Below are 24,623 nucleotides of genomic sequence, written 5' to 3'. Positions count from 1 at the left end.
CAGGACGGATGAGCGCCGCCGGGCACGAAAGCGCCAGGCGGCTCGCTTTTAAACGCTTACTGTGTGAGGCTTAACCAAGCATAGAGCCCGAGGCTCGCGCGTCAAGAAGGGAAACTACGGGAGGAGCGAAAGCTCAGTGATGATGACCGTGCCCGCCGCCGCCCCACGACCAGCCGAAGCCGATCGACACGGCCGGCCCATACCAGCCCGGATAGCCGTAGCCGTACCAGGCCGGATAGACCGGTGGCGGATAGTAGGCGGGATAAGCCGGCGCAACGTACACCGGCGGCTGCGCGACCACATACGCGGGCGGCGAAGCGGCCGCGCCGGGCTGCGGCTGCTGGCCATATTGCGCCTGCGCCGACTGCTGCTGCATGGACTGCGCGCCCTGCGAGTCGCCGGTCGTGCCGAGCGGCACTTCACGCTGGGTAGCGCTCGCGGGCACGGTCGCGTAATACGACGGATAACCCGCGTAATAGCCAGGGTAGTAGCCGTACGGGTAATAGCAGCCCGACAGCAGCAACGCGCTCGCAGCGCCGCTCAACGCGAGCCGGCCGCGGCCGATGCGCCGGCGAGGCGCAACCGTCGCGAACTGCATGCGAATAGTATGAAAAGTGTCGATGACGCGGGACTTCATGGCGCGCTCCAGTTTGCAAACAACGCGGCCGACGCCGTCGTCGGTACGTTATCGCACGAGCTTACGCCGACGGCGCGCGAGGAGGTTTGCAAAACCGTAACGGCGTATTTCGCCTCATTGCAGCCGCGCGTTGCGGCTCTTCATCCTGCGCCGTTTCGATGCGGCACATCCGCATAGATTGTGAGCAAAGCGGACGGGGCATGGCGCCCGGTCCGCTTTGTCCGGTCATACGAGGCGATTACTTGCCGACCTGGTTGCCGATCACGCCGCCGACGGCCGCGCCGCCCAGCGTGGACAGCGCGCTGCCGCCGATCACGGCACCCGCCGCGCCGCCGACGCCCGCACCGATCGCGGTGTCCCGTTGCCGCGTCGTCATACCCCTCGCACGCGGAAAGGCTTGCGACAACCGCCACGATCATCGCAAGCGAACCTATCTTACGAATCGATCTCATGATGTTGACTCCCTGTTGTAATTCGAAACCGCCTGTCGTTATTGTTCGTTCGCTTTGATCTTATCGCCGGAACCGGTTTCCAGATGTATGCGGTTGTCAGCAGACTGACGGTTTCGTAATCAAATGTTTCCCTGTTTGCAGCATCGCGTGTGCCTGACCTATGGACGAAAAAAAGCCCGCAAGCGCGGGCTTTTGCGTGGCGGAAGGTTGCGCGCGCATCGAGTGGGCGACGGCATGCGTCCCACGCGATGCGCGAACGCATCACTGCCGCTGATAAATCTCAGCGCCTTTCTTCATGAACTCGATCGACTTCACTTCCATGCCTTTCTTCAGCGCTTCGTCGTCGGTGACGCCTTGCTGCGCGGCGAACTCGCGCACGTCCTGCGTGATCTTCATCGAGCAGAAGTGCGGGCCGCACATCGAGCAGAAATGCGCGACCTTCGCGGAATCTTTCGGCAGCGTTTCGTCGTGGAATTCGCGCGCCTTGTCCGGATCGAGGCCGAGGTTGAACTGGTCTTCCCAACGGAATTCGAAGCGCGCCTTCGAGAGCGCATTGTCACGCACCTGCGCGCCCGGATGACCCTTCGCCAGATCGGCGGCATGCGCGGCGAGCTTGTACGTGATGATGCCGGTCTTCACGTCGTCCTTGTTCGGCAAGCCGAGGTGTTCCTTCGGCGTGACGTAGCAGAGCATGGCCGTGCCGAACCAGCCGATCATCGCCGCGCCGATGCCCGACGTAATGTGGTCGTAACCCGGCGCGATGTCGGTGGTGAGCGGCCCGAGCGTGTAGAACGGCGCTTCGTCGCACCATTCCAGTTGCAGGTCCATGTTCTCCTTGATCAACTGCATCGGCACGTGGCCGGGGCCTTCGATCATCGTCTGCACGTCGTGCTTCCACGCGATCTGCGTGAGTTCGCCGAGCGTCTTCAGTTCGCCGAGCTGCGCTTCATCGTTCGCGTCGTAAATGGAACCGGGGCGCAAGCCGTCGCCGAGCGAGAAGGCCACGTCATACGCCTTCATGATTTCGCAAATGTCTTCGAAATGCTCGTACAGGAAGCTTTCCTTGTGATGCGCGAGGCACCACTTCGCCATGATCGAGCCGCCGCGCGACACGATGCCGGTCATGCGCTTCGCCGTCAGCGGCACGTATTGCAGACGCACGCCCGCGTGAATCGTGAAGTAATCGACGCCCTGTTCAGCCTGCTCGATCAGCGTGTCGCGGAAGATTTCCCACGTCAGGTCTTCGGCCTTGCCGTTGACCTTTTCGAGCGCCTGATAGATCGGCACCGTGCCGATCGGCACCGGCGAATTGCGGATGATCCACTCGCGCGTTTCGTGAATGTGCTTGCCGGTGGACAGATCCATCACCGTGTCGCCGCCCCAGCGGATCGCCCACGTCATCTTGTCGACTTCCTCGCCGATCGAAGACGTCACCGCCGAGTTGCCGATGTTCGCATTCACCTTCACGAGGAAGTTACGACCGATGATCATCGGCTCGCTTTCCGGGTGATTGATGTTGTTCGGAATAATCGCGCGGCCGCGCGCCACTTCTTCGCGCACGAATTCCGGCGTGATTTCGGTGACGCCGTTCGGACCGAACGCGCTTGCACCGAACGCCTGGCCCGGATGCTGGCGGCCCATCATCGCGGCGAGCTTTTCGCCGTTCGGGCCGCTCGTCTTCAGGCTCTCCAGATACTCGGCGCGGCGCTGGTTTTCGCGGATCGCGATGTATTCCATCTCCGGCGTGATGATGCCTTTACGCGCGTAGTGCATCTGCGAAACGTTCTTGCCGGGGATCGCGCGGCGCGGCGTGCGATGCAGGCCCTGGAAGCGCAGGTCGGCGGTGGCCGTGTCGGCCGCGCGTTCGCGGCTGAAGTCGCTCGACAGACCCGTCAACGCTTCCGTGTCGCCGCGTTCCTCGATCCAGCGCTGACGCAGTGCGGGCAAGCCGGCGCGAATGTCGATCTTCGCGTCCGGATCGGAGTAGGGGCCCGACGTATCGTAGACATAGACCGGCGGATTCTTTTCGCCGCCGAAGCTGTCGGGCGTATCCGCCTGGCTGATCTCGCGCATCGGCACGCGGATGTCGGGACGCGAGCCCGTCACGTAGACCTTGCGTGAGTTGGGCAGCGGCGCGACGGCGGCTTCATCGACGTGGGCGTCGGCGGAAAGGAACTTCGGATTGGCGTTCATGCATGTTCTCCGTGTGTCGGCCGGAGTTAAGCGCAATGACGCCTTGCTCCGGTCCCATTCAATGTGGGGCCGCTAAGCAGGAGACGAGATGGAAGTAGTCGGAATTCGCGAGAGGTGAGGCTAGAGACTGGCTGCGAAATCCGTACGCTTCCCTGCGCTGGCATTATCCAGATCAGGTTCAAAGGGTATTTCTCACCCACGTGGCACGGACCTCCGACTTCCGTGCAACGCAGGACCCCCGCGTTAGCAGCGCACACGATACACCGGGCGGGCGCTGCTTGGCAACCCGCGCGCGATGCGTGAGTGCTAATGCGGGGCAGCGCGCGGTGGTTTGCTTCGGCGGCTGCGGGCGGAGAATCGCTGCGCTCTCGCATGCGCGATTTGCGCACTATGCTTGTAGTGACGCGGCATGCAGAACGCAGAACGCAGAATGCAGCACGCTATGACGCGCCGCAGCACCGGCACGGGTTGCTTAACGCGTGAAGTCGTCCGCAGCTTCCGGCTGATACAGGATTTTCTCGAGCTTCAGCACTTTTTCGGCGCCGCTCGGCGGCATGAAGTGAATGTGCTCGCCGCGCTTCGCGCCGAGCAGCGCGAGGCCCACCGGCGAAAAAACATTCAGGCGGCCATGAGCGAAGTCGGCTTCGGGCGGATAGACGACCGTCCACGTCATCTGCTCGCCGCTGCTTTCGTCGACGAGCGTGGCCTGCGAGTTCATCGTGACCACGTTCGCCCGGAATTTCGCGGGAGTCCACGATCACGGCGCGCTCCAGTACGTCGTCGAGCATCTCCTGAAAACGGGCGTTCGCGCCGGGCGCGGCGGCGTGCTTCTCAAGACGCGCGACGTCGAGTTCGGTGAGGTAACACTGCTTGGTCCTTCTGGTCGTCTTCACGGCGGCTACTCCAATTCGATCTGCAATCTCTGTACGAGAATAGGTCATGCGGATGGGATCGGCCCGGCGCTCCGACAGTCCCTTGAGGGACGACGCAGCTTCAGGCAAGGAGCAGGCTGCGTCAGTCGGGGTGCCGGGCGGCGAGAAGCGGAACCGTTGCCGGCAGAAGCGTTCGCGACGGTTCGCCGGCCCTTTGCGGCGCGAGTTCCACGCGCGCGCAGCCGGTTGCGCCACGAGGGCGCAAGCGGGTGAAGGCACGGGAAGTCGGGAAGCGCATGAGTGGCCGGCGGTTATCGAATGAAGTGGGTGGCGCGCCGCTTGAAAACAGAGTCATGAGAAGACCACAGCAAAGCGGCGCGATCGACACAAGCATGTTAGCACGGCGTCTTTCAGCGACCTTGGCGGACATTTCGTTGTTGTAAGTCGCAGTGTAGAAAGTTGGCGACATCGCGCAAGCACGCGTGGACGCCGCCGCAAACAACACAAAACAAACGGGCGAAAAAAATTTGCGGCGCGGTGTCATAACCGGCGACGCGCTTCGACAAACGTGCAGATCCTGATCGGAGCACGTCATGCAAACAGTCATCAAACGCCGGGCGCATCGGCCGTTCAAGCGGGCCGTCGCACTCGTTGCCGCGCTCGCGTTGTTGTGCGCGAGCGGCCTCGTGAGCGCGGCGAGTGCGATGTGCAGCGCGCGCAGTCCCGCCCATCGCGTCGCGCTCGTCGAGCTTTACAGCAGCGAAGGCTGCAATAGCTGTCCGCCCGCGGACGCATGGCTCGGTCAATGGAAGAACAGCGGCGCCACGCGAAGCGTCGTGCCGCTGGCGTTGCACGTCGACTACTGGAACGGTCTCGGTTGGACGGACCGTTTCTCGCAGCACCGTTTCACCGAGCGTCAGCAGACGCTTACCGATCTTGCCGGCGGCCACACGATCTATACGCCTGAAGTGTTCGTCGGCGGACGCGAGTTGCGGACGTGGTCGCAGCAGGACAGTTTCCAAAGCCGCGTCGACAAGCTGATCGCCGAGCCGGCGCAAGCCAACATCGCGCTCGACATCAAGCCGCAGCCAGGCGGCGCGTTCGATCTCGCGGCCCGCTTCGACAGCCGGACTGCCGATAGCGCAGCACGGCTCGACGCCTACGTCGCCGTCTATGAAAACGCGCTGAGCTCGCAGGTCGGCGCAGGAGAAAACCGCGGCGCAACCTTGCATCACGAGAGAGTGGTGCGGCAGTGGATCGGGCCGGTGCCGCTCGTCGGCGGCAAGCTGCAGATTCGCCGCGATATACGGCTCGACGGTGCGGATGCGAGCGCAAACGCCAATCCGTCAGTCGATAAATTCGGCGTCGTCGCCTTCGTCGAAAACGCTGCAACGGGCGACGTGCTGCAAGTGGCCGATCTACCGCTCTGCCATTGAACGCACGACGCACGCCGCAAATCACAGGAGAGTCTCATGGCCACGCCTCACGTCGTTCGCGGCAACGCGCCGCCTGCCACGCCCGCGAGCGGCGCAATCCATCCGCTGTGGGTGCGCGTCACGCATTGGCTCAACGCACTCGCCGCGATCGTGATGATGCTGTCCGGCTGGCGCATTTACGACGCGTCGCCGGTCTTCGCCTGGTTTCGTTTTCCGACGGAAATCACGCTCGGCGGCTGGCTCGGCGGCGCGCTGCAATGGCACTTCGCCGCGATGTGGCTGCTGGTCTTCAACGGCCTGATTTATCTCGCGATGAATCTCGCGAGCGGACGCTTCGTGCGCAAGTTTTTCCCGATCTCGCCGCGCGCGGTGTGGCGCGATTTCATCGCCGCGTTGACGGGCAAGCTCTCGCACGCCGACTTGCGGGTCTACAACGCGGTGCAGAGATTGGCCTACCTGTTCGTGGTTGTCGATCTGATCGTGCTGGTGCTGTCGGGCCTCGCGATCTGGAAGTCGGTGCAGTTTCCGCTGCTGCGCGAACTGATGGGCGGCTACGACAACGCACGCATCGTCCATTTCTGCGCGATGGCGCTGATGGCCGCGTTCATCGTCGTGCATCTCGCGATGGTCGCGCTCGTGCCGCGTTCGCTCCTCGCGATGTTGGGCGGCCGCTGAGCCCAACGTTCGAAATGTTACGGATACCGAATCATGGATAAGCCATCTGACAAACTGCCGGCAAAAGCCGCCGGCAAACTGGACCGCGAGTCGATTCTGATTGATGCGAGACGCGAGCTGTCGATTCCGTCGCGGCGTCTGTTCGGCAAGCAGTTGTTGTCGCTCGGCGGATTGTCGCTGCTCACAGGCTGCTCGCTCACCGACGACGACTCCGTCAACAAGTTCCTGACGGCCGTGTCGCGTCTGAACGATCGCGCGCAAGCCGCGCTGTTCGATCCGAAGCAGTTGGCGCCGACGTATACCGAAGCGCAAATCACGCGGCCGTTTCCATTCAACGCGTACTACGGCATCGACGAAGTGCCGCAGGTCGACGCGTCCGGCTACACGCTGAAGATCGGCGGACTCGTCACGGGTCAGCGCGTGTGGACCTTGCCCGAGTTGTACGCGCTGCCGCACGCCGAGCAGATCACGCGGCACATCTGCGTGGAAGGGTGGAGCGCGATCGGCCGCTGGGGCGGCACGCCGTTCGGCGAGTTTCTGCGGCGCATCGGCGCGGATACGAGCGCGAAGTACGTCGGCTTCAAATGCGCGGACGATTACTACGAAAGCATCGACATGCCGACCGCGCTGCATCCGCAGACGCTGCTCACGTTTTCCTACGACGGCGAGCGCCTCCCCGCGAAATACGGCTTCCCGATGAAGCTGCGCATGCCGACCAAGCTCGGCTACAAGAATCCGAAGCACATCGTCGAGATGTTCGTCACCAACACGTATCCTGGCGGCTATTGGGTCGATCAGGGCTACAACTGGTTCGGAGGCTCCTGACGCGCGCGGGTCGCCGCATGCGCCGCGCGCGTGCGCGACCTCGGGCGGCAGAAGCTTCGGAAATACGCCGGCTACAGCCGGTTCGATTCATCAACTACAAACGGAGTTATCCCATGAAAAAGATTGCAATCGCAGCAGCAGCCGTCGCCCTTTTGATGAGCGGCGGCGCCGCGTTCGCCCAGGCGAGCGGCGCCATGTCCAACGATGCGATGTCGCATGACACGATGTCCAAGGATTCGATGTCGAAAGACCACATGAAAAAGGACACGATGAAGCACGACAAGATGAAAAAGGGCGACGCGATGGGCATGAAGCACGAGGCGTCGGGCGCGATGAGCAACTGAGCGCAGGCAGAGGCCCGACGCGCCGACGCGCGTGTCTGGGCCGATGCCCGCTGCATAGCCGCTATACGCGGCGCGATTCTTAGACTGAGAGCCGGGGTGCCGTCTGCCCCGGCTTTTTGTTGCGTGTGCACCAAAAGTTACGATTCTTTCGCCTGGCGCGGTGGGCGCTTACTGCATAATGCGATGCGCGCCGTGCATTTGGCGCGCGAGCCGCGAATCGGCCGGAACTACCGGATCAACCGGACCGGCACCGCGGTTCCCGTATGGCTCTCTCTGTTAGCCAACCATCGTCTTTCGCTCCACCACCATGTCCGCCAGCCTCGCCCGTTTGACCGCATCGCCGATGCGGTGTCCGCCGTCCCCACAGCGGGAAGCTCGAACGGCGCCGGTGCGTTGACGACATGTCGCAGGAACTTCCAGGCTGGTTTTCTCGTGGTTTTCCGATCCGTTTGCCGCAATCGCGCAACGGACAGATCGCGCTCGCGCTCGGCGTCGTCTATCTCGTATGGGGCTCGACTTATCTCGCGGTGCACGTCGCGCTCGGCTCGTTCCCGCCTTTGCTGATGTCCGGCCTGCGCAATCTGTTCGCGGGCGTCGGGCTATTCGCGTTTGCGGCGCGCCGCAATCCGGTGTGGCCGAGCGCCGCCGAAATCCGCAACGCCGGGCTCGTCGGCACGATGCTCGTCGGCCTGTCGAGCGGCATGCTCGCGTATGGCATGCGCACGGTCGGCACCGGCACGGCGGCGGTGATGGTCGCGACCGTGCCGCTCTTCGCGACGGTGATCGCGGCGGTGGCGGGGCGGAAGATCGGCAGAGGCGAGTGGTTCGCGGTGGGGCTCGGGCTCGTCGGCATCGCGATCCTGAGTCACGGCGACGACACGCCCGGCTCGGCGGGCGGCAGTCTCGCGATTCTGTGCGGCGCGCTCTTCTGGGCGGGCGGCGCGCATCTCGCCGGCCGTCTCAAGTTGCCGTCCGACCTGTTTCTATCGACGTCGCTGCAAATCGGCCTGGGCGGCGCGATGTCGACGATGGTCGCGTGGGTCTCGGGCGAACGCATGCTCGAAGTGCATTTTCTGCCGGTGCTGGCGTTCATCTACCTGATGCTGATCGGCACGATGGCGGCCTACGTTGCCTATGGTTTCCTGATACGGCACACGAGCCCGATCATCGCGAGCAGTTGCATGTATGTGAATCCGGTGGTGGCGGTCGCGCTCGGCGCGTTGCTGCTCGGCGAGCCCGTTACGCATTCGACGGTCATCGCGACCGTCGTGATCCTCGTCAGCGTGGGGTTGTCTTTCTGGCTCGATTATCGAAAGAAAGCGCTCGCGTGATGCGCGAGACTGCGCACGAACGGGAGCACGGCGCTTATGGAAAAGCGCGGGCCACGTTGGCGCTTTAAAGCCGCGCGGCCAGTTCAGCGCCTTCGCGAATCGCGCGCTTCGCATCGAGTTCGGTCGCGAGCGCGGCTCCACCGATCACATGAAAACGCGGACCGCCCGCATCCGCCGATTTTTCTCGTGCAGACTCCAGCGGATGCAAATCGCGCAGCGACTCCTGCCCTGCACATACGACGATATGGTCGACCTCCAGCCATTGCTCGACGCCGCCGCGCGCGATCTTCAAACCGCGCGCGCCCGCTTCCAGATACGACACGCCGTCCAGCATCTTCACGCCGTTTCTCGCGAGCGTCGCGCGATGCACCCAGCCCGACGTCTTGCCGAGCCCCGCACCGAGCTTGCCCGCCTTGCGCTGCAGTAACCAGATCTGCCGCGGCGGACGCGCGGGCGCGGGCGGCTTCAGGCCGCCGGGTTCGCTGACAGACAGATCGACGCCCCATTCGTCGAGCCACGCGTCGCGCGGCAGCGGCAGCGGTTCGTCCGCGCGATGCAGCAAAAACTCGCTGACGTCGAAGCCGATGCCGCCCGCGCCGATCACCGCGACGCGGCCGCCCACCGGCGCACCGCGCAGCACGTCGACATACGACAGAACATTGGGCGCGTCGATGCCCGCGATCGCCGGCCGCCGCGGCACGATGCCGGTCGCGATCACGATGTCATCGTAAGCGCCCGCGGCGAGCAGCGCGGCGTCGACGCGCGTGCCGAGCCGCACGTCGACGCGATGCCGCTCGAGCTGGCTCTGAAAATAGCGGATCGTCTCGCTGAACTCTTCCTTGCCCGGCACGCGCATCGCGAGATTGAACTGACCGCCGATGGTTGCGGCCGCATCGAACAGCGTCACGCGATGCCCGCGCGACGCCGCCACCGTCGCCGCCGACAATCCCGCCGGCCCCGCGCCGACCACCGCAATAGAGCGCACTTTCTGCGAACCCGCGAGCGGCCGGTACACGAGTTCGGTTTCGCGTCCGGCGCGCGGATTGACGAGGCAGGTCGCGCGCTGATTCCTGAACGTATGATCGAGACAGGCCTGATTGCACGCGATACAGGTGTTGATTTCGTGCGTGCGTCCCTCGGCGGTTTTCAGCACGAACTCGGGATCGGCGAGCAGCGGTCTTGCCATCGAAACCAGATCGCCCGCGCCGTCGGCGAGCAAGGCTTCGGCGACGTCGGGCGTGTTGATGCGGTTCGAGACGATCACCGGCACTGTCACGGCGGCCTTCAGCCGCGCGCTCAACGCGGCAAACGCGGCGCGCGGCACCGAGGTGACGATGGTCGGCACACGCGCCTCATGCCAGCCGATTCCTGTGTTGAATATCGTCACGCCGGCCGCTTCGAGCGCGCGTGCGACCTGCACGGTTTCATCCCATGTATTGCCGCCTTCCACGAGGTCGATCAGCGAAAGCCGATACACCACGATGAAGCGCTCGCCGCACGTCTCACGCACCCGCTCGACAATCTCGCACGCGAGCCGCATGCGGTTTTCGATGCTGCCGCCGTAACGGTCCGTGCGCCGGTTGGTGCGCGGGCAGAGGAACTGGTTGAGCAGATAGCCTTCGCTGCCCATGATCTCGATGCCGTCATAGCCCGCGCGCTGAGCGAGCCGCGCGCAGCGCGCGTAATCGCGCACGGTCTTCTGAATGCCGGCGATGCTGAGCGCGCGCGGCTTGAACTTCGAAATAGGCGACTTCAATGCCGATGCGGACACAACGAACGGCTGATACCCATAACGTCCTGCGTGCAGGATCTGCAGCGCGATCTTGCCGCCTTCTTCGTGAACCGCTTGCGTAAGCCGCCGATGATTGCGCAGATCGAATACCGAGTTGAGCGTACCGCCGAAGGGCAGCAGCCATCCTTCGCGATTCGGCGAGATGCCGCCGGTGATGATGAGGCCGACGCCGCCCTTCGCGCGCTCGCGGAAGTACTCGGCGAGCTTCGGATAATTCCAGAAGCGGTCTTCCATGCCCGTATGCATGGACCCCATCACGACGCGATTGCGCAAGCGGGTAAAGCCGAGGTCGAGTTCCGCGAGTAAGCGTTGGTAAGACATACAGGCTGCCGTTGTAAGTATGGGGTGCGCACGAACGATACACCGCGCGCTCGGGCTCACCATCTGAGGAAAGCTTCTAATGCTCGCCGCATGTTGCCCCGTAAGACATTCGCGCGCCGCGATAAGCCAATTCGATGATCGCGGCACAGCCATTGCTCATTGGGTGCGTCCATCGACATGGACCGCGCCGCGCCTTTAAAACAGGGCGTTGCGTGCAGGGATAGGAGGGAGTGCTTCGCCGAGGACAGCCAAAACGAGACCGTTCGAATCATTGCCGAACACGGTTTCAGATGGCGGCGTCCAGAGTGTGCGCCCGCATATGAATGGGCCACGAGCCCGACATCGATATAGGTGAACAGAATGAAACTGATTAGAACCATGGCGGCCATGATTGCCGTTGCATCCGTGCTGAGTGCATGCGGCGGAGGCTCCGACGACGTAGGCAAGGAACTGGGTCTGACGAACCCGCAAATCCATTTCGTGCATGCGATCCCGAGCGGACCGGCAGTGGACTTTCTCGTCAACGGCAACGCGCCGTCCGGACAGACGAATATCTCGTACAAGGGCGTGACGAACTTCACGAACATCAACACGGGTTCGACGAATGTTGCTTATGCGGCGACCGGCACCAAGACCGCGCTCGCGAGCGGCAATTTCCCGAACGTCTCGAAGGGCCACGAATATACGGTGCTCGCGTTGCCCGGCACCGCAGCGGCGGACATCGGCCTGATCGACGATCCGTTCGACAAGGGCCTTCTGTCGAACAGCGCGCGCGTGCGCGGCTTCAACGCATCGGGCAACGCGCCGAATCTCGACCTGTATCTCGTGCAGGCGGGCAACACCAACATCAGCACCGTGTCGCCGACCCTGGCGGGCGTCGCGTTCAAGAACGCCGTGCCGGCGAGCGGCCAGGATTCGATCTACGTATCGGGCGGCCAGTATGTGCTGATCGCGACGGCCGCGGGCAGCAAGACGCCGATCTACCAGTCGCAATCGTTCACGCTGTCGAACAACGCCGACTGGCTCATTACGTCGGTGCCGATCGGCGGTGTGCTGAGCCAGCTCGCGGTGGGGCAGATTCATCTGCTGATCGTGCAGAACGGCAATACGAGCACACCGAGTATCGAGTTGTCGAACACGCTGACGGGCGCATAAGCTCGCTAGCCAACCTGCGCGCATCGCAGCGCACGGCATAGCGGCAAGTCCTGGGAGGACGGGGCGGCGATTCACGCAAGTGGATCGCCGCTTTGTTTTGGCAACACGGGCAACGCACAGCTCACGTTCAACAAGCACGCACAACAAAAAGCCCACTGCGGTTTCCCGCAGCGGGCTCGATGATGACGATGCATCCAGCTAAACCACCCTGCGCCGCAAACGCGCAGGGCTTCAAGCAACAGCGATTTACTTCGCCTTCTCAGCCTGATTGGTGAGGGCGTCGCCACCCTTCGAGATGTCCTGGCCGGCACCTGCCATCGTGTTGCAGCCGGCGAGCGCGGCCGTGCCTGCAATGAGGAGCAAAGCGATCAGTCGATTCATGGAAGTTCTCCTTGTCGAGAAGGTATCGGTTGACGTGTCCCGCTAGCGGCTCTGCTAGCTGCCGACCGTGGCTTGCGCCAGTCGATCCGGTCTGATTGCATGGTAAAAAAAGGGCGCATGCGGCGCTGTCGGCTGCGCTGCGATTTTGTTGTAGGTGCGCTCTGGTGTTCGCGTCGGCGCACTCCTACAACGATGTTTTTAGTCGTTCTGCCGCGCGCCTAAGTTTGCGTCCGCGTCGCTGGCCGGTTGCGCGGCCGTGCTCGCGCTCGGCATCACGACATGAATGTCGGTGCCGTTCGGCACGCCGCGCCGTATGTCGAATCGTCCGCCATGCGCGGCGACGCGCTGACGCATGCCGAGCAGTCCATGCGTGTGCGTGCGCTTCAAATCCGCAGGCATGATGCCCACGCCGTTGTCCGCAATGTCGAGCGTCACTTGCCCCTCGCCGATATGCAGACCGATCGACACCTGCGACGCGCGCGCGTATTTCGCCGCGTTCGTCAGCGATTCCTGCGCGACGCGAAAGAGCGCGATTTCGGTTTGCTCGTCGAGCTTGATATCGTCTGCGGGAAGCTGCAGGTTCAATGTCCAGTTGTTGCGCTGAGGCGGCTTCGTCGGCGAGCGTGCGCAGCGCGGTCACGAGACCGAAGTTCGCGAGCACCGTGGGCCGCATGTCCTCGATGATGCGGCGCTTGAGCGCGATGCCCTGGTCCAGATTGGCGAGCGCGCGCTGCAGTTTCCCGGCGATCTCGGGAGCGCTGTCCTTCAGCTTGCGGTTCGCCCACGCGACGTCCATCTTGCTCGCGGTCAGAATCGCGCCCAGTTCGTCGTGCAACTCGCGCGCAAGCTGCGTCTTTTCGTTTTCGCTGACAGCCTGCAAATGCCAGCCGAGCGCCTCGAGTTGGCGGGTCCGTTCATTGACGAGCTGATCGAGTTCGCCTTGCTGGGTGATCAATTGACGCTGCACGCGCGCCTGTCTGTCGATCTGAATGCCGAGATTGCGGAACAGCAGAATGAACAACACGATGTTGAGCGCCGAGAGTCCCGCCGCGCACAACGTCGAGATGCGCTGATCGGCGCGGCTCGCGGCGAGCGCATGCTGCGCGCGGCGTTCTTCGTTATCGCGCAGCAGGCTAAGCGTGCTGTCGACGAACGCCGGGTCCACCGCCTGCTCGCTGCTCGTGCTGCCGCACGCGCCAAGCTCCAATGGATGCGGTGCGGCCCGCTGCAACGCCGCCGCGCCCGCGCCGATGCGTGCGTCGATCAGCGCACGAATCTGCGTGAAGCTCGCGAGCTCGGCGCTGTCCGCTTTGGGACTGCGGTAAAAGCGTTCGAGCGGCTCTTCGCTAGCGCGAATGCGTGCGGCCGTCGCACAAAACGCGTGTGCGGCGTCGTCGCGCTTCGTCAGAAGATAATCGCTTTGCTGCGCGCTCAAACGCGATAGCTGGCTCGCCAGTGCACTCAGTTGCACGGTGACGTCGCGGGCTTCGAGCGCGGTCTCATACTCGGCGGCGATGCGCTCGCGCGCGGTCTCCAGAATGACGAGCCCGCCGACGGTTATCACGATTGCGACCGTCATCGCGATCGCCCAGCTTCGGCTGCGCATCCAGTCGCTTAGACGCGCGGCGGCGCGGCGCGGTTGCGCAGCGGCTTGCGGACTGGCTTGCGCTTCTGCTTGCGTTTCGGATTGCGCTTCGGTTTGCGCACGACTTCCAGCCTCGCTTTGCGCTTGCTGCTTCGCGTCATGCGGGACTGCGTTCGGCAAATCAGGCACGTTCTGCACGTTCGACACATTCGGCTCCGTGGACAGCCATCAGTGTAGCGTTCGCCGCCGCCAACGCGCGAGCGCTCGCGTGCGCGAATCGGCTCGTCGTAACGCTGCCGTAATCCAATGTAAGCGGATTCTCACACGAAAACCGGAGTGCGTCGGAATGCGCCCGCCGCCGCCGATGGATAGCATGAACCCTGATCCATTCATCGTTCCAGGAGGAAGCCATCATGCTGAAGTGGGCGTTGGTCTTCGCCGTCATTGCCTTGATCGCCGGCCTTCTTGGCTTTACCGGCATCGCGGCGGGTGCGGCGGCAATTGCGAAGTTCCTGTTCGTCGTATTTGTGATTCTGTGCGTGGTGTTCCTCGTGCTCGGCTTTGTGGTGACGAAAAAAATTGTCGATTAGCGCCGCTTGCATGTTTAGCGGCGCTTGAGGCAACGCCAGCGCACGAGAATTCACGCGGATACCAACAAGAAGGAGAGTCGCCATGCTTCACTATGCCATCGTCTTTTTTGTTATCGCGATCATCGCAGCGGTGTTCGGTTTCACCGGAATCGCGGCGGGCGCGGCCGAAATCGCGAAGATTCTGTTCTATATTTTTCTGGTCGTGTTCGTGGTCACGCTGCTGCTCGGCGTGTTCCGAACGTAGATCTGAGCACGACTCTAACGGCGCGTCGCGGGCATGGTCCGCGATGCGCCCATTCCCTCAATACGGATAAAGGAGAAACTCAATGGCGAACACACCTGGCGCCCAGTCGAGCGACCCGTTCGTGATGGACATTCAAAAGATTCGCGACGACGCCCGCAAGCACATGTCGGACGGACCCGTCACGCAAAGTTATGGCGCCGACCGCGAGACCGTGCTGAAGCTGCTCAACGACGCGCTCGCGACGGAGATCGTCTGCACGCTGCGTTACAAGCGGCATCACTTCATGGCGAAGGGCATCAACTCCGAGGCGGTGGCCGCCGAATTCGCGGAGCACGCAACGGAAGAGCAGGAGCACGCCGACCGCATCGCCGAGCGCATCGTGCAACTGGGCGGCGAGCCGGACTTCGCACCGGACGGCCTGAAAACGCGCGCGCATTCCGAGTACAAGGAAGGCGAGAATCTCACGGACATGATCCGCGAGAACCTGGTCGCCGAGCGCATTGCCATCGACACCTATCGCGAGATCATTCGCTATCTTGGCGAGAAGGACGTCACGACGCGGCGTCTGTTCGAAGAGATTCTCGCCGTCGAGGAAGAGCATGCGGACGACATGGCCGATCTGCTCGAGGGTCGCGAGTGAGTCGGCGCGGCTGTATGAGCTTGCGGCCGGCGGTAGTGGCCGCAACACAGCCGATAACGTCGAACGCCGGCGCGACGTCATTACAATGTCTGCTTTGGAGCGATTCCATCGTACGGACACCAAGCCGATGATTCGAGTGTTGATAGCCGACGATCATGCGATCGTCCGAGGCGGTTTCAGGCAGTTCGTCGCCGACGAGCCGGACATGTGCGTCGCTGCGGAAGCCGCCACCGGCGACGAGACCATCAGCCTCGTGCGCGAGCAGGCATTCGACGTCGTGCTGCTCGACATCGCGATGCCGGACAAGAACGGCATCGACACGCTGCGCGTCATCAAGCAGGTGCGCCCCGAGCAGGGCGTGCTGATCCTCTCCGGCTATCCGGAGAGCCAGTACGCGATCAACCTGCTGCGCGCGGGCGCGAACGGTTATCTGAACAAGGACTGCGAGCCGGACGAGATCGTGCGGGCGATTCGCGCGGTGGCGCGAGGTCATCGCTATTTATCGGAGGCGGTGGCCGACACGCTCGCCGACAATCTCGACAAGCCCGGCGGCGGCGCGGCCGCACGAAGCGCTGTCCGAACGCGAGTTCCAGATTTTTTGCAAGCTGGCGGCGGGGCAGATTCCCACGCAGATTGCCGAAGAACTGCATTTGTCCGTGAAAACGGTGAGCACGTACCGGGCTCGCGTGCTCGAGAAGATGCGGCTGGCGAACAATGCCGATCTCACTTATTACGCGATCAAGAACGGCCTGATCGAATAATGGACGATCGAGAGATGCCGATGAACAGCGAATCGAATACCGTTGCCGGATCAGCCAGTCACGCGCCGTTGCGCGTGCTGCTTATCGAGGATTCGCCGCTGATCCGCCGCAGCCTGGTGGAAGCCATCGACGCGTCCGGTTCGCTGCAAGTGGCCGCGTATGCCGATTCCGCCGACGAAGCCATCGCGCTCCTTGGCGACGAAGCGTTCGACGCGGTGATCGTCGACCTGCAACTGAAGCGCGGTTCAGGCGTGCCCGTACTGGCTTATTTGCAGCGCGAAGGCTTGATCGACTCGGTGTTCGCGGCGGTGCTGACCAACCACGCGTTGCCCGCCTATCGCGAGCGCTGCGAGCAGTATGGCGTGCGCCACTTCTACGACAAGTCGTTCGAATTCGATCGCGTGATCGACGCGCTGCACGAATATGCGCTCGCGCGCAGCCACGGCTGAGCGCTCGCCACACAGCAACAAGCGCAATCAATCTTTTGCGGTACGAGCCTGCAGCGCCAGATGATTCCATGCGGCCAGGCCCGCGAACACCAGACCCGCGACGCTCACGCCCACCCATCCGAACACCGGCCATACAGCGGCGCCCACAGCGGAACCGAGGGCTCCGCCGATGAAATACGCGACCATGTACACCGTATTCACGCGGCTGCGCGCGTCGGGCTTCAGCGCATAGATGCGTGACTGATTCGAAATCTGCGCGGCCTGCACGCCCACGTCGAGCACGATCACGCCGATCACGAGCCCCGCGATGCTCTTCGCGGAAAAGCCGAACACGACAAACGAAATCGCCACCAGCACGATGGACAACGTGATGATCGCGCGCGGTCCGCGACGGTCGGCGAACTTGCCCGCGAGCGGCGCAGCGAGCGCGCCGGCCGCGCCGACGATGCCGAACAGGCCAGCGGCCTGCGGTCCGAGATGAAAGGGCGGCCCGGCCAATAGCAGCGCGAGCACCGACCAGAAGATGCTGAATCCGGCGAAGAGCGCGGCGCCCGTCAGCGACGCTTCACGCAACGCGCGATGTTCGACGACCAGATGCCACATCGACACCAGCAGCTTGCCGTACGACAGCGTGGAAGTCGGCTTGCTCTTCGGCAGACGCAGCACGATCACCACGGCGAGCGCGAGCAACGCGAGCACCGACACCGCGAATACCGCGCGCCAGCCGAAGTATTCCGCGACGAAGCCCGCTGCGGTTCGCGCAAGCAGAATGCCGAGCAGCAGGCCGCTCATCACCGTGCCCACCGCATGACCGCGCTGCGACGGCGGCGCGAGTTCGGCGGCGAACGGCACCGCCTGCTGCGCGATGGTGGCGAGCACGCCGATCGCGAGACTCGCGGCAACCAGCACCGGCAGCGCCGGCGCGGCGGCGGCCACGACGAGCGCGATGCACATGCCCGCGGTTTGCAGCAGGATCAGTGCACGCCGGTCGAAGCGGTCACCGAGCGGCGCGAGCAACAGCATGCCGGCCGCGTAGCCGAGCTGCGTGACGGCCGGCACCACGCCGACCCACGACGCGCTTGCCGGAAACGACTGCCGGAAGTTGTCGAGCAGCGGCTGGTTGTAATAGATGTTCGCGACCGCGACACCGGCGATGGTGGCGAGCAGAAGCAGCAGGCCGCGCAGCGATGGATCGGCGGAAGCGGGGGCGGACGCGTTGGACGTGGACATGAGAGAGGGCGGTCGGCGGACCGGCCCATGCGCGGTCCTCAAGCGTGCCGATCATACCGGAGCGTGTCGGATCGTGCTGACCCGCCGCCATTCGGATGCACGGCTCGTTTGTGACAAAAATGCGAGATTTGATGCGGTGGGGTTCGTAGAATCGGCGGGCTATTTCTGCCCACCTCGCACGATCCGATGAAACAACGCACTGTGTGTTTGAGCCGACGTCACGCGCAAGCTGAGCTTGCGCCGCGGCGAATTGGCGGATGTCTGCTGGTCGCGCTGATGTGCCTCGCCGCGTGGGCGTTCGTCACTGCGATCGCGTTGCGCGATCCGCTCGAAATGATGCTCGAATGGGAGTTGCTCGCCGTGTTCGTTCGCGCCGCGACGCATGGCTGGTATCGCGCGGTGATCGCGATGGTCGGCATGGACGTGGCGATCGGCGCGTTCATGGTCGCGGGCATCGGATGGTTCGCGCTGCTCGCGTGGCGCAAATCGGCGCGCTTGCCGCGGCACGTGCAGGCGTGGCTCGGCGCGATTCTCGCGATGCGAACTGGCGCATATCTGCTGAGCGATTACATGACGCACGCAATCGGTATCGACATCGCGATTCCGTTCGATGGCCTGATGCAGGCGATCGTCGCGGCCGCGTTGGGAATACCTTATTTCCGCATGTCGCGGCGCGTGCGTCAGACCTTCGTGAACCGCTGAGCTTTACACACAGTACGCGTTCAGTCGATCAACGCGCCTTCCGGCTCATAAAACGGATATGGACCGTCGGCGGCATCGACATACGCGTGATGCGTGACGATGCCCGTCGCCGGATCGTAGCGATGCAGCGCATACGCGGGCGGCTCCATCATGAATGCCGACGGTGCCTCGTCGCGAAGATCGAGCGCGACCTGATGCGCGGGCGCCGGCACCGCGGACGCGATCGTGCCGCCAAAGCGCACGAACATCGAGCGATGCACGTGTCCGCAGATCACGCGCTCCACGTTCGGATAACGCGCGATCAATGCGGCGAGCTTGTCGGCGGCGAGCGGATCGAGCCGCAACGCATCCATATGTCCGATGCCGCACGCAAACGGCGGATGATGCAGCGCGATCACGGTCGGCTTGCCGTTCGCCGCATCGAGTTGCGCGGCGAGCCACGAAAGCCGCGCGTCGCACAGCGTACCGGCGCTTTGACCCGGCACCATCGAATCGAGTGCGATCAGCCGTAGCGGACCGATGTCGGCCGCGTACTGCACGAACGCATCGCCGCCGTGCAATTCCGCTCGATCGGGAAACGCGGCGCGCAATGCGGCGCGGTCGTCGTGATTGCCGACGAGCAGAAAGTAGGGGATTTGAAGCGGCGCGAGCAGCGTTTTCAGGTGCTCGTACTGTTGCGGTTCGCCCTGATCGACGAGGTCGCCGGTCATGATGACGACGTCCGGCCGAGGGTTCAACGCGTTCAGCGCGGCGACGCAGCGCGCGAAGTGCGCGGCCGTATCGACGCGGCGATAGGCGAGCGCGCCGGGCCGCTTGATATGCAGGTCGCTAACTTGAGCCAGCAGCATGGGTAGTCCTTTGTGTTGCGCGCGGTTTAATGCGCGGCTTCGTTACGATAGCGCAATCAGCGCGTCGTGCCCGATCGAAATGCCGACCGGCGTGCCGCGCGCCAGTTCGACGCGGCCCGCGACATCGACGAAGAGCGCATCGGGCGCGGCGCCGCTAATCGTCAAGCGCGTGCGCTCACCGAGAAACGCACTGCTTTCGATGAGGCCGCGCAACTGCGCGTGATCGGGATCGGCGAGGAATGCGTCTTCGGGACGGAAGAAAATTTCGTGCGTCGAGTCCGACTGCGCCGATAGATCCCGATGCGCCGAAGGCAGCGGCACTGCGCCGCCGATGGTCGTCAGCATGCCGCCGCGCCGCTCGCCGGCAACGCGATTGATCGTGCCGACGAATTGCGCGACCGCACGATTAGCAGGCCGATAGTAGATGTCGCGCGGCGAGCCGATCTGCTCGATACGTCCCGCACTCATTACGACGATGCGGTCGCCGAGTTCCATTGCTTCGGCCTGATCGTGCGTCACATAGACGGTCGTGATGCCGAGGTCGCGCAGCAGCGTGTTCATGTCGCTGCGCAACGCGTCGCGCAGGCGCGCGTCGAGCGCGGTAAGCGGTTCGTCGAGCAGCAGCACGCGCGGCTCGACGGCCAGCGCGCGAGCAAGTGCGACGCGCTGACGCTGACCGCCCGACAGTTGATCGATCGGTTTATCGGCGTGGTCGGTCAGACGCATCATCGCGAGCAATTCGTCGATGCGTCGCCGTGCGTTTTCCGCAGGCACGCGTTTGATCTTCAGGCCATAGCCGATGTTGCCGCGTACCGTCAGATTCGGAAACAGCGCATAGCTCTGAAACACCATGCCCACCTGGCGTTTTTCGATAGGCAGGGCCGTCACGTCGTCGTTGCCAAATGCGATGCGGCCTCCGGCGTCGGGCGTTTCGAGTCCGGCGATCATGCGCAGCGTAGTGGTCTTGCCGCAACCGGACGGGCCGAGCAGCACGAGCGTTTCTCCTGCTTCGATGCGCAGATCGACCGGTTCGAGCACACGTGTGCCGCGAAACGTTTTCGCGCACTGCGTCAGCGTGATAGGAATAGAAGCAGGAATAGAAGCGAGTGTCATGGCGTCGTGATGGACTTCGTAGCGGAAGCGGCGCCGCGTTTTTTCGCCGCGCTGCGCTGGCCGGTCGCATCGACGCCGAGCCATTGCATTGCGACGAGCAGCGGCATCGTCATGATGAAAAAGAGAATCGTGTAGGCGCTGCCGATTTCAATGCGCAACGACGCGTAGGTGTCGGCGAGACCGACCGGCAGCGTCTTCGTGTCGGGCGTGTGCAGCATCCACGTCAGATTGAATTCGCCGATGGAAAGCGTGAGCACCGCGAGCGCGCCCGCCACGATGCCCGGCCTCGCATTAGGCAGTACGATGGTCACGAAGCGCTGCATGAAGCTCGCGCCGAGACTCGCCGCGCCTTCCTCGAGCGTGCGCAGATCGCTGCTCGCACACACCGCCGCGACCGCGCGCACCATGAACGGCAGCGTGAACACCACATGCCCGACGACGATAAACGCAACGCTCATGCGAAACATCGTGAAGCCGCCATACACGACGAGCAGCGCCAGCGCGGACGCGAGCCCAGGCAGCGCGATCGGCAGCACAAGAAACTCTTCGATGACGCGCGACAGCCGCGTCTTGCTGCGCGCGAGCACGTAGCCTGCAGGCACGCCGGTCAACAGCGTAATAAAGAGCGTGGCCGCCGCGACTTCGAGCGAGAGAAACACCGAGCCGTGATACTGGGTCCACACCTCGCCGAGCCAGCGCAGCGTGAAGCCGCTCGAGATGCCCTTGAAGTAATTCACCGTGAGACCCGCGAGAATCGACATCACGACCGGCACGATCAGAAATGCGCACAGCAGCAGCGTGACGAGCCACTGGCCCGCCGCGAGCCATGCTCGGCTATCGGGCAAGCGCAGTCGCGAGCGCGGCTTTTTGCCGGCCGCAGCCTGTGAAGAAACAGTGATCGAATTCATGGAGAAGTCCTGCTTACCGTTTTCGCCGGCGTCATGTTCGACGACGGCGCTCATGCGCTCGCCGCCACAGCGGAACCGCTCACGCTGCGCGCCAATGCGAGCACGGCCCACGTGACGATGCCGAGCACGATCGAAAGTCCGGCCGCGGTGATCATGTTCGCGTTGAGCGTGAACTCGGTGTAGATGGTCATCGGCAATACGTCGATGTCGGTGGCGAGCGTGAAGGCGGTGCCGAATGCGCCCATCGCGGTCGCGAAGCACACCGCGCCGGCCGCGATCAAACCGGGCGAGAGCGCAGGCAACACGACATCGCGCGTGATGCGCCACGGCGATGCGCCGAGCGAACGCGCGGCTTCCTCGAGCGACGCATCGAGCTTCGTCGCCGAGGCCATCACCGTGACGATCACACGCGGAATCGAGAAGTACAGGTAGCCGAGAAAGAGACCGCTCATCGAGTACGCGAACACCCAGCGGTCGCCGGTGAGTTTGAGTGAGAGCGCGCCGATCAGCCCTTGCCGTCCCGCGAGCATGATGACCATGAAGCCGACCACGACGCCGGGAAACGCGAGCGGAAACGTCAGCAATGCGAGCAGCGTGCGCTTGAACGCGAACTCGCGGCGCGCGAGCAGCAGACCGGCGATCACCGAAAGCACCAGCGTTGCCGCCGTGACGGCTGCGGACAGCATGACCGTTGCGCCGAGGCTCGACATGTAGCGCGGATTCGTCAGCATCGCGCGATAGGTGGCGAACGCGTGGCCGTCGCCGCTCAGTTGCGCGAGCGCGCCCATCGGCAACAGCCAGAACGCGATGAAAACCGCGAGCGCCGGCGCGAGCAATGCAATGCGCCAGCGCAGCGGGAACGTGATGTCGTTCAATGCATCACCTGCAAATAGCGTTCGCCGAAGCTCGCCTGCTTCTCGGCCATCTTGCCGAAGTCGACCGGTTTTGCGCGCGCATAGTCGCTGGCCGGCAGAAACTTCGCGGCGGTTTGCGCGCTCATCGCATTCGCGCGCACGGGACGCAGATACGCATCGGCCCACAGTTTCTGGCCTTCGTCGGAGAGCACGAAATCCAGCACCTTCTTGCCGTTCGCTTCGTGCGGCGCGCCCTTCACGAGGCTCATCACATACGGCACCGAGATCGTGCCTTCTTTCGGAATCACGAATTCGACGTTTGCATGGTCTTTATATTTCGCGCGATAGGCGTCGAAATCGTAGTCGAGCAGAATCGGAATTTCGCCGGACATGACGCGCGCGTAGGCCGTTTGCTTCGGCACGATCGGCGCGTTGGCCTTCAATTTGCGGAACCAGTCGAGGCCCGGCTCGAAGTTATCCAGCGTGCCGCCGAGCGCCTGATTCACCGCGACCGCGCCTGCATAGCCGACGAACGCGCTCGACGGATCGAGGTAGCCGATCATGCCTTTGTACTCGGGCTTGAGCAGGTCGGCCCACGAGCGCGGCACCGGCTTGCCTTCGAGCGCGTCCTTGTTGACGAAGAAGCCGAGCGTGCCCGAGTGAATCGTGAACCAGTAGCCTTGCGGGTCTTTCAGGTTCGCGGGAATGTCGTCCCAATGCGCGGGCTTGTACGGCTCGACCACGCCCTTGTCCTTCGCCTGGAATGCCGACGATACGCCGAGATACACGACGTCCGCGACGGGGCTTTTCTGCTCGGCCATCAACTGAGCAATCGACTGGCCCGAGTTCTTGTTGTCGAACGGCACGCGAATGCCGGTCTTTTGCTGAATGGCCTTGATCTGGCTGGCCCAGTCGGCCCATTCCGGCGGACAGTTGTAGCAGATTGCGGTTTCGTCGGCGCGGGCTGTTTGCGGCGCGATGATGGCAAGCGCGGCGAGTGCGGCGCTTGCCAGCACGCCGCCGGCGGCGAATACGGTGGACTGCGCGAGGCGGCGCATCAGCGAGCTTGGCGGCGATGCAAGTCGAAGGGGAGAGCGGATCACTGTAGTTATCCTCACGAAAAAAGATGGCGGGTGGTTGGATCGCCTGTTTTCAGGCAGTTGTTATTCAGGACGCTAGATGAAAGCGCGTATTCGTTTGCGGCGCGGCGGTGTCGTTACGGTTCGAAATCGCGGCGATGGTCGCGCCTTCGCGCAGACTGTGCGGCAGCGTCAGCGCGAGCGGCGCATCGCTCATGCCTTCGTCGCTGCTCGTGACGCGCGCGAGCAAGCGACGCCACGCCGCGCAGCCGATCTCACGGTTCGGCGCGCAGACGCTCGCGAGCGGCGGCGACAGCAGTTCGCCCATCGCGAGGCCGTCGAAACCGAGAATCGACATATCGCGCGGAATCTGCAGACGCGCGCGGCCCAGGCCGCGCATCACGACCATCGCGAGCAGATCGTTGCTGCAGAAAAGCGCGCTCGGGCGATTCGCGCCGTGCGTCAGATGCGCGAGCACCGAGGGCGCGAGTTCGTCCGCGTTGAAGTCGACTTCGAGCGCGGGGGCGGGCATGAGGCCGGCTTGCTGCATCGCCTGTGCATAGCCGAGGTGACGTTGACGCGCGCGGTCCGACGCGGCGAGCGTGCCGGCGAGCATCAGGATGCGGCGATGGCCGTGAGCGATCAGCATGCGCACGCCTTCGTACGCGGCCAGACGGTTGTCGACGGACACCGACGGACGCCGCACCGTGTCGTTGTGCATCAGCACATAGAGGAGGCCGTCGCGATCGAGTTCGTCGAGAAGCGGATGCGTGTCGGCGTCGGTGACTGTGAGGATCAACCCTTCCACGCGATGTTCGCGCAGCGTTTCGATCGCGCGTCGTTCGCGGTCGGCGTCGTATTGCGTGGTCATCAGCATGAGCCGGTAGCCGTGCGCCGCCGCGAGTTCGTCGATGCCCTGCAGGCATTCGGCGAACACCGGATTCGCGAGCGTCGGCACGATCACGCCGATCAGGCGCGTGCGCTCGCCGCGCAACTGACGTCCGAGCGGGTTGGGCCGGAAGCGCAGCGCGTCGATGGACTGCCGGACCTTGTCGAGCGTGACGGGATTCACGGTGTGCGGCGCGTTGATCGCGCGCGAGACCGTCGCGATGGAAAAGCCCGCGTGCGCAGCGACATCCTTGATCGTCGGGGTCATGGTTTCCGCTCGGTGGTGTCCGTTCGATGTAAACGTTTTCGGTGCCGATT

22 protein-coding genes, 4 pseudogenes and 1 riboswitch are annotated in these 24,623 nt (G+C 63.7%); of the genes and pseudogenes, 12 read left to right on the top strand and 14 right to left on the bottom strand.

Going from position 1 to position 24,623, the window contains the following annotated elements; all coding sequences use genetic code 11:
• Positions 1–133 precede the first annotated feature (133 nt).
• From ABIE53_RS14055 to ABIE53_RS14040, 4 genes and pseudogenes are all read right to left on the bottom strand, one after another.
• Entirely contained in the window at positions 134–637 is a 504-nt protein-coding gene (locus ABIE53_RS14055) for a hypothetical protein (RefSeq protein WP_114156266.1), read from the bottom strand.
• A 238-nt stretch (positions 638–875) separates the two neighbouring features.
• Positions 876–1,089: pseudogene (locus ABIE53_RS14050) on the bottom strand (YMGG-like glycine zipper-containing protein).
• Between the two features lie 261 nt (positions 1,090–1,350).
• Positions 1,351–3,282: a phosphomethylpyrimidine synthase ThiC gene (thiC, locus tag ABIE53_RS14045; RefSeq protein WP_006052443.1), complete on the bottom strand. Its 1,932-nt coding sequence runs from the start codon at positions 3,280–3,282 to the stop codon at positions 1,351–1,353.
• Positions 3,283–3,413: 131 nt separating this feature from the next.
• Positions 3,414–3,532, bottom strand: a riboswitch (TPP riboswitch).
• A 222-nt stretch (positions 3,533–3,754) separates the two neighbouring features.
• Positions 3,755–4,175, bottom strand: a pseudogene (locus ABIE53_RS14040) (GreA/GreB family elongation factor).
• Positions 4,176–4,747: 572 nt separating this feature from the next.
• Here ABIE53_RS14040 and ABIE53_RS14035 point away from each other — a divergent pair.
• From ABIE53_RS14035 to ABIE53_RS14015, 5 genes are all read left to right on the top strand, one after another.
• Positions 4,748–5,590: a DUF1223 domain-containing protein gene (locus tag ABIE53_RS14035; protein ID WP_114156264.1), complete on the top strand. Its 843-nt coding sequence runs from the start codon at positions 4,748–4,750 to the stop codon at positions 5,588–5,590.
• 36 nt (positions 5,591–5,626) lie between these two features.
• Complete coding sequence (locus ABIE53_RS14030; protein WP_192698846.1) at positions 5,627–6,265, top strand: cytochrome b/b6 domain-containing protein; 639 nt, start codon at positions 5,627–5,629, stop codon at positions 6,263–6,265.
• Between the two features lie 33 nt (positions 6,266–6,298).
• A complete protein-coding gene (locus tag ABIE53_RS14025; protein ID WP_107706532.1) occupies positions 6,299–7,090 on the top strand; it encodes a molybdopterin-dependent oxidoreductase in 792 nt (263 codons plus the stop codon).
• 113 nt (positions 7,091–7,203) lie between these two features.
• The gene (locus ABIE53_RS14020; RefSeq protein WP_006052448.1) at positions 7,204–7,434 is read left to right on the top strand and encodes a pentapeptide MXKDX repeat protein; all 231 of its coding nucleotides are present in this window, start codon (positions 7,204–7,206) and stop codon (positions 7,432–7,434) included.
• Positions 7,435–7,835: 401 nt separating this feature from the next.
• Positions 7,836–8,765: an EamA family transporter gene (locus ABIE53_RS14015; RefSeq protein ID WP_029967574.1), complete on the top strand. Its 930-nt coding sequence runs from the start codon at positions 7,836–7,838 to the stop codon at positions 8,763–8,765.
• A 64-nt stretch (positions 8,766–8,829) separates the two neighbouring features.
• Here ABIE53_RS14015 and ABIE53_RS14010 read toward each other — a convergent pair whose 3' ends face one another.
• A complete protein-coding gene (locus ABIE53_RS14010; RefSeq protein WP_114156263.1) occupies positions 8,830–10,878 on the bottom strand; it encodes an NADPH-dependent 2,4-dienoyl-CoA reductase in 2,049 nt (682 codons plus the stop codon).
• 360 nt (positions 10,879–11,238) lie between these two features.
• Between ABIE53_RS14010 and ABIE53_RS14005 the strand changes: the two genes are divergently transcribed.
• Positions 11,239–12,033, top strand: coding sequence for a DUF4397 domain-containing protein (locus ABIE53_RS14005; protein ID WP_006052451.1), 795 nt, complete (start codon positions 11,239–11,241; stop codon positions 12,031–12,033).
• A 246-nt stretch (positions 12,034–12,279) separates the two neighbouring features.
• Here ABIE53_RS14005 and ABIE53_RS14000 read toward each other — a convergent pair whose 3' ends face one another.
• Positions 12,280–12,414, bottom strand: coding sequence for an entericidin A/B family lipoprotein (locus ABIE53_RS14000; protein WP_006052452.1), 135 nt, complete (start codon positions 12,412–12,414; stop codon positions 12,280–12,282).
• Between the two features lie 198 nt (positions 12,415–12,612).
• Positions 12,613–14,206: pseudogene (locus ABIE53_RS13995) on the bottom strand (sensor histidine kinase).
• Between the two features lie 206 nt (positions 14,207–14,412).
• On the opposite strand from ABIE53_RS13995, the gene ABIE53_RS13990 reads away from it, so the two are divergent.
• The 5 genes and pseudogenes from ABIE53_RS13990 (at position 14,413) to ABIE53_RS13970 (ending at position 16,683) form a co-directional block, all read left to right on the top strand.
• Positions 14,413–14,589 carry a DUF1328 domain-containing protein gene (locus ABIE53_RS13990; RefSeq protein WP_006052454.1) on the top strand — a complete coding sequence of 59 codons (177 nt, stop codon included), beginning with the start codon at positions 14,413–14,415 and terminating at the stop codon, positions 14,587–14,589.
• Between the two features lie 82 nt (positions 14,590–14,671).
• Positions 14,672–14,833 (top strand): DUF1328 domain-containing protein, encoded by a 162-nt coding sequence (locus tag ABIE53_RS13985; RefSeq protein ID WP_006052455.1) that lies wholly within the window; start codon positions 14,672–14,674, stop codon positions 14,831–14,833.
• Positions 14,834–14,915: 82 nt separating this feature from the next.
• Positions 14,916–15,473, top strand: a complete 558-nt coding sequence (locus ABIE53_RS13980) for a ferritin-like domain-containing protein (protein ID WP_006052456.1) — start codon at positions 14,916–14,918, stop codon at positions 15,471–15,473.
• A 127-nt stretch (positions 15,474–15,600) separates the two neighbouring features.
• A pseudogene (locus ABIE53_RS13975) lies at positions 15,601–16,234 on the top strand (response regulator).
• A complete protein-coding gene (locus ABIE53_RS13970) occupies positions 16,234–16,683 on the top strand; it encodes a response regulator (RefSeq protein WP_029967568.1) in 450 nt (149 codons plus the stop codon). Before ABIE53_RS13975 ends, ABIE53_RS13970 begins: the two are co-directional and overlap by 1 nt.
• A gap of 27 nt (positions 16,684–16,710) precedes the next feature.
• Here the strand turns inward: ABIE53_RS13970 and ABIE53_RS13965 are convergent, their stop codons facing one another.
• A complete protein-coding gene (locus ABIE53_RS13965; protein WP_029967567.1) occupies positions 16,711–17,913 on the bottom strand; it encodes an MFS transporter in 1,203 nt (400 codons plus the stop codon).
• A gap of 186 nt (positions 17,914–18,099) precedes the next feature.
• On the opposite strand from ABIE53_RS13965, the gene ABIE53_RS13960 reads away from it, so the two are divergent.
• Positions 18,100–18,615, top strand: coding sequence for a DUF2569 domain-containing protein (locus ABIE53_RS13960; protein WP_114156261.1), 516 nt, complete (start codon positions 18,100–18,102; stop codon positions 18,613–18,615).
• Between the two features lie 20 nt (positions 18,616–18,635).
• On the opposite strand, the gene ABIE53_RS13955 is transcribed toward ABIE53_RS13960, so the two are convergent.
• The 6 genes from ABIE53_RS13955 to ABIE53_RS13930 form a co-directional block, all read right to left on the bottom strand.
• Positions 18,636–19,463: a phosphodiesterase gene (locus tag ABIE53_RS13955; RefSeq protein WP_114156260.1), complete on the bottom strand. Its 828-nt coding sequence runs from the start codon at positions 19,461–19,463 to the stop codon at positions 18,636–18,638.
• Positions 19,464–19,505: 42 nt separating this feature from the next.
• Positions 19,506–20,576 (bottom strand): ABC transporter ATP-binding protein, encoded by a 1,071-nt coding sequence (locus tag ABIE53_RS13950; protein ID WP_192698847.1) that lies wholly within the window; start codon positions 20,574–20,576, stop codon positions 19,506–19,508.
• Positions 20,573–21,484, bottom strand: coding sequence for an ABC transporter permease (locus tag ABIE53_RS13945; protein WP_029967561.1), 912 nt, complete (start codon positions 21,482–21,484; stop codon positions 20,573–20,575). The genes ABIE53_RS13950 and ABIE53_RS13945 overlap by 4 nt, the downstream gene beginning before the upstream one ends.
• A 50-nt stretch (positions 21,485–21,534) precedes the next feature.
• Positions 21,535–22,359, bottom strand: coding sequence for an ABC transporter permease (locus ABIE53_RS13940; RefSeq protein ID WP_006052464.1), 825 nt, complete (start codon positions 22,357–22,359; stop codon positions 21,535–21,537).
• Positions 22,356–23,396: an ABC transporter substrate-binding protein gene (locus ABIE53_RS13935; protein ID WP_374710191.1), complete on the bottom strand. Its 1,041-nt coding sequence runs from the start codon at positions 23,394–23,396 to the stop codon at positions 22,356–22,358. Before ABIE53_RS13935 ends, ABIE53_RS13940 begins: the two co-directional genes overlap by 4 nt.
• A 109-nt stretch (positions 23,397–23,505) precedes the next feature.
• Positions 23,506–24,573: a LacI family DNA-binding transcriptional regulator gene (locus ABIE53_RS13930; RefSeq protein WP_114156258.1), complete on the bottom strand. Its 1,068-nt coding sequence runs from the start codon at positions 24,571–24,573 to the stop codon at positions 23,506–23,508.
• Between the last annotated feature and the right edge of the window lie 50 nt (positions 24,574–24,623).

This window comes from Paraburkholderia sp. OAS925, assembly GCF_040543975.1.
Classification (GTDB): domain Bacteria; phylum Pseudomonadota; class Gammaproteobacteria; order Burkholderiales; family Burkholderiaceae; genus Paraburkholderia; species Paraburkholderia graminis.
The sequence above is the reverse complement of the archived record's forward strand: the minus strand, read 5'-3'. Positions and strand labels throughout refer to the sequence as shown.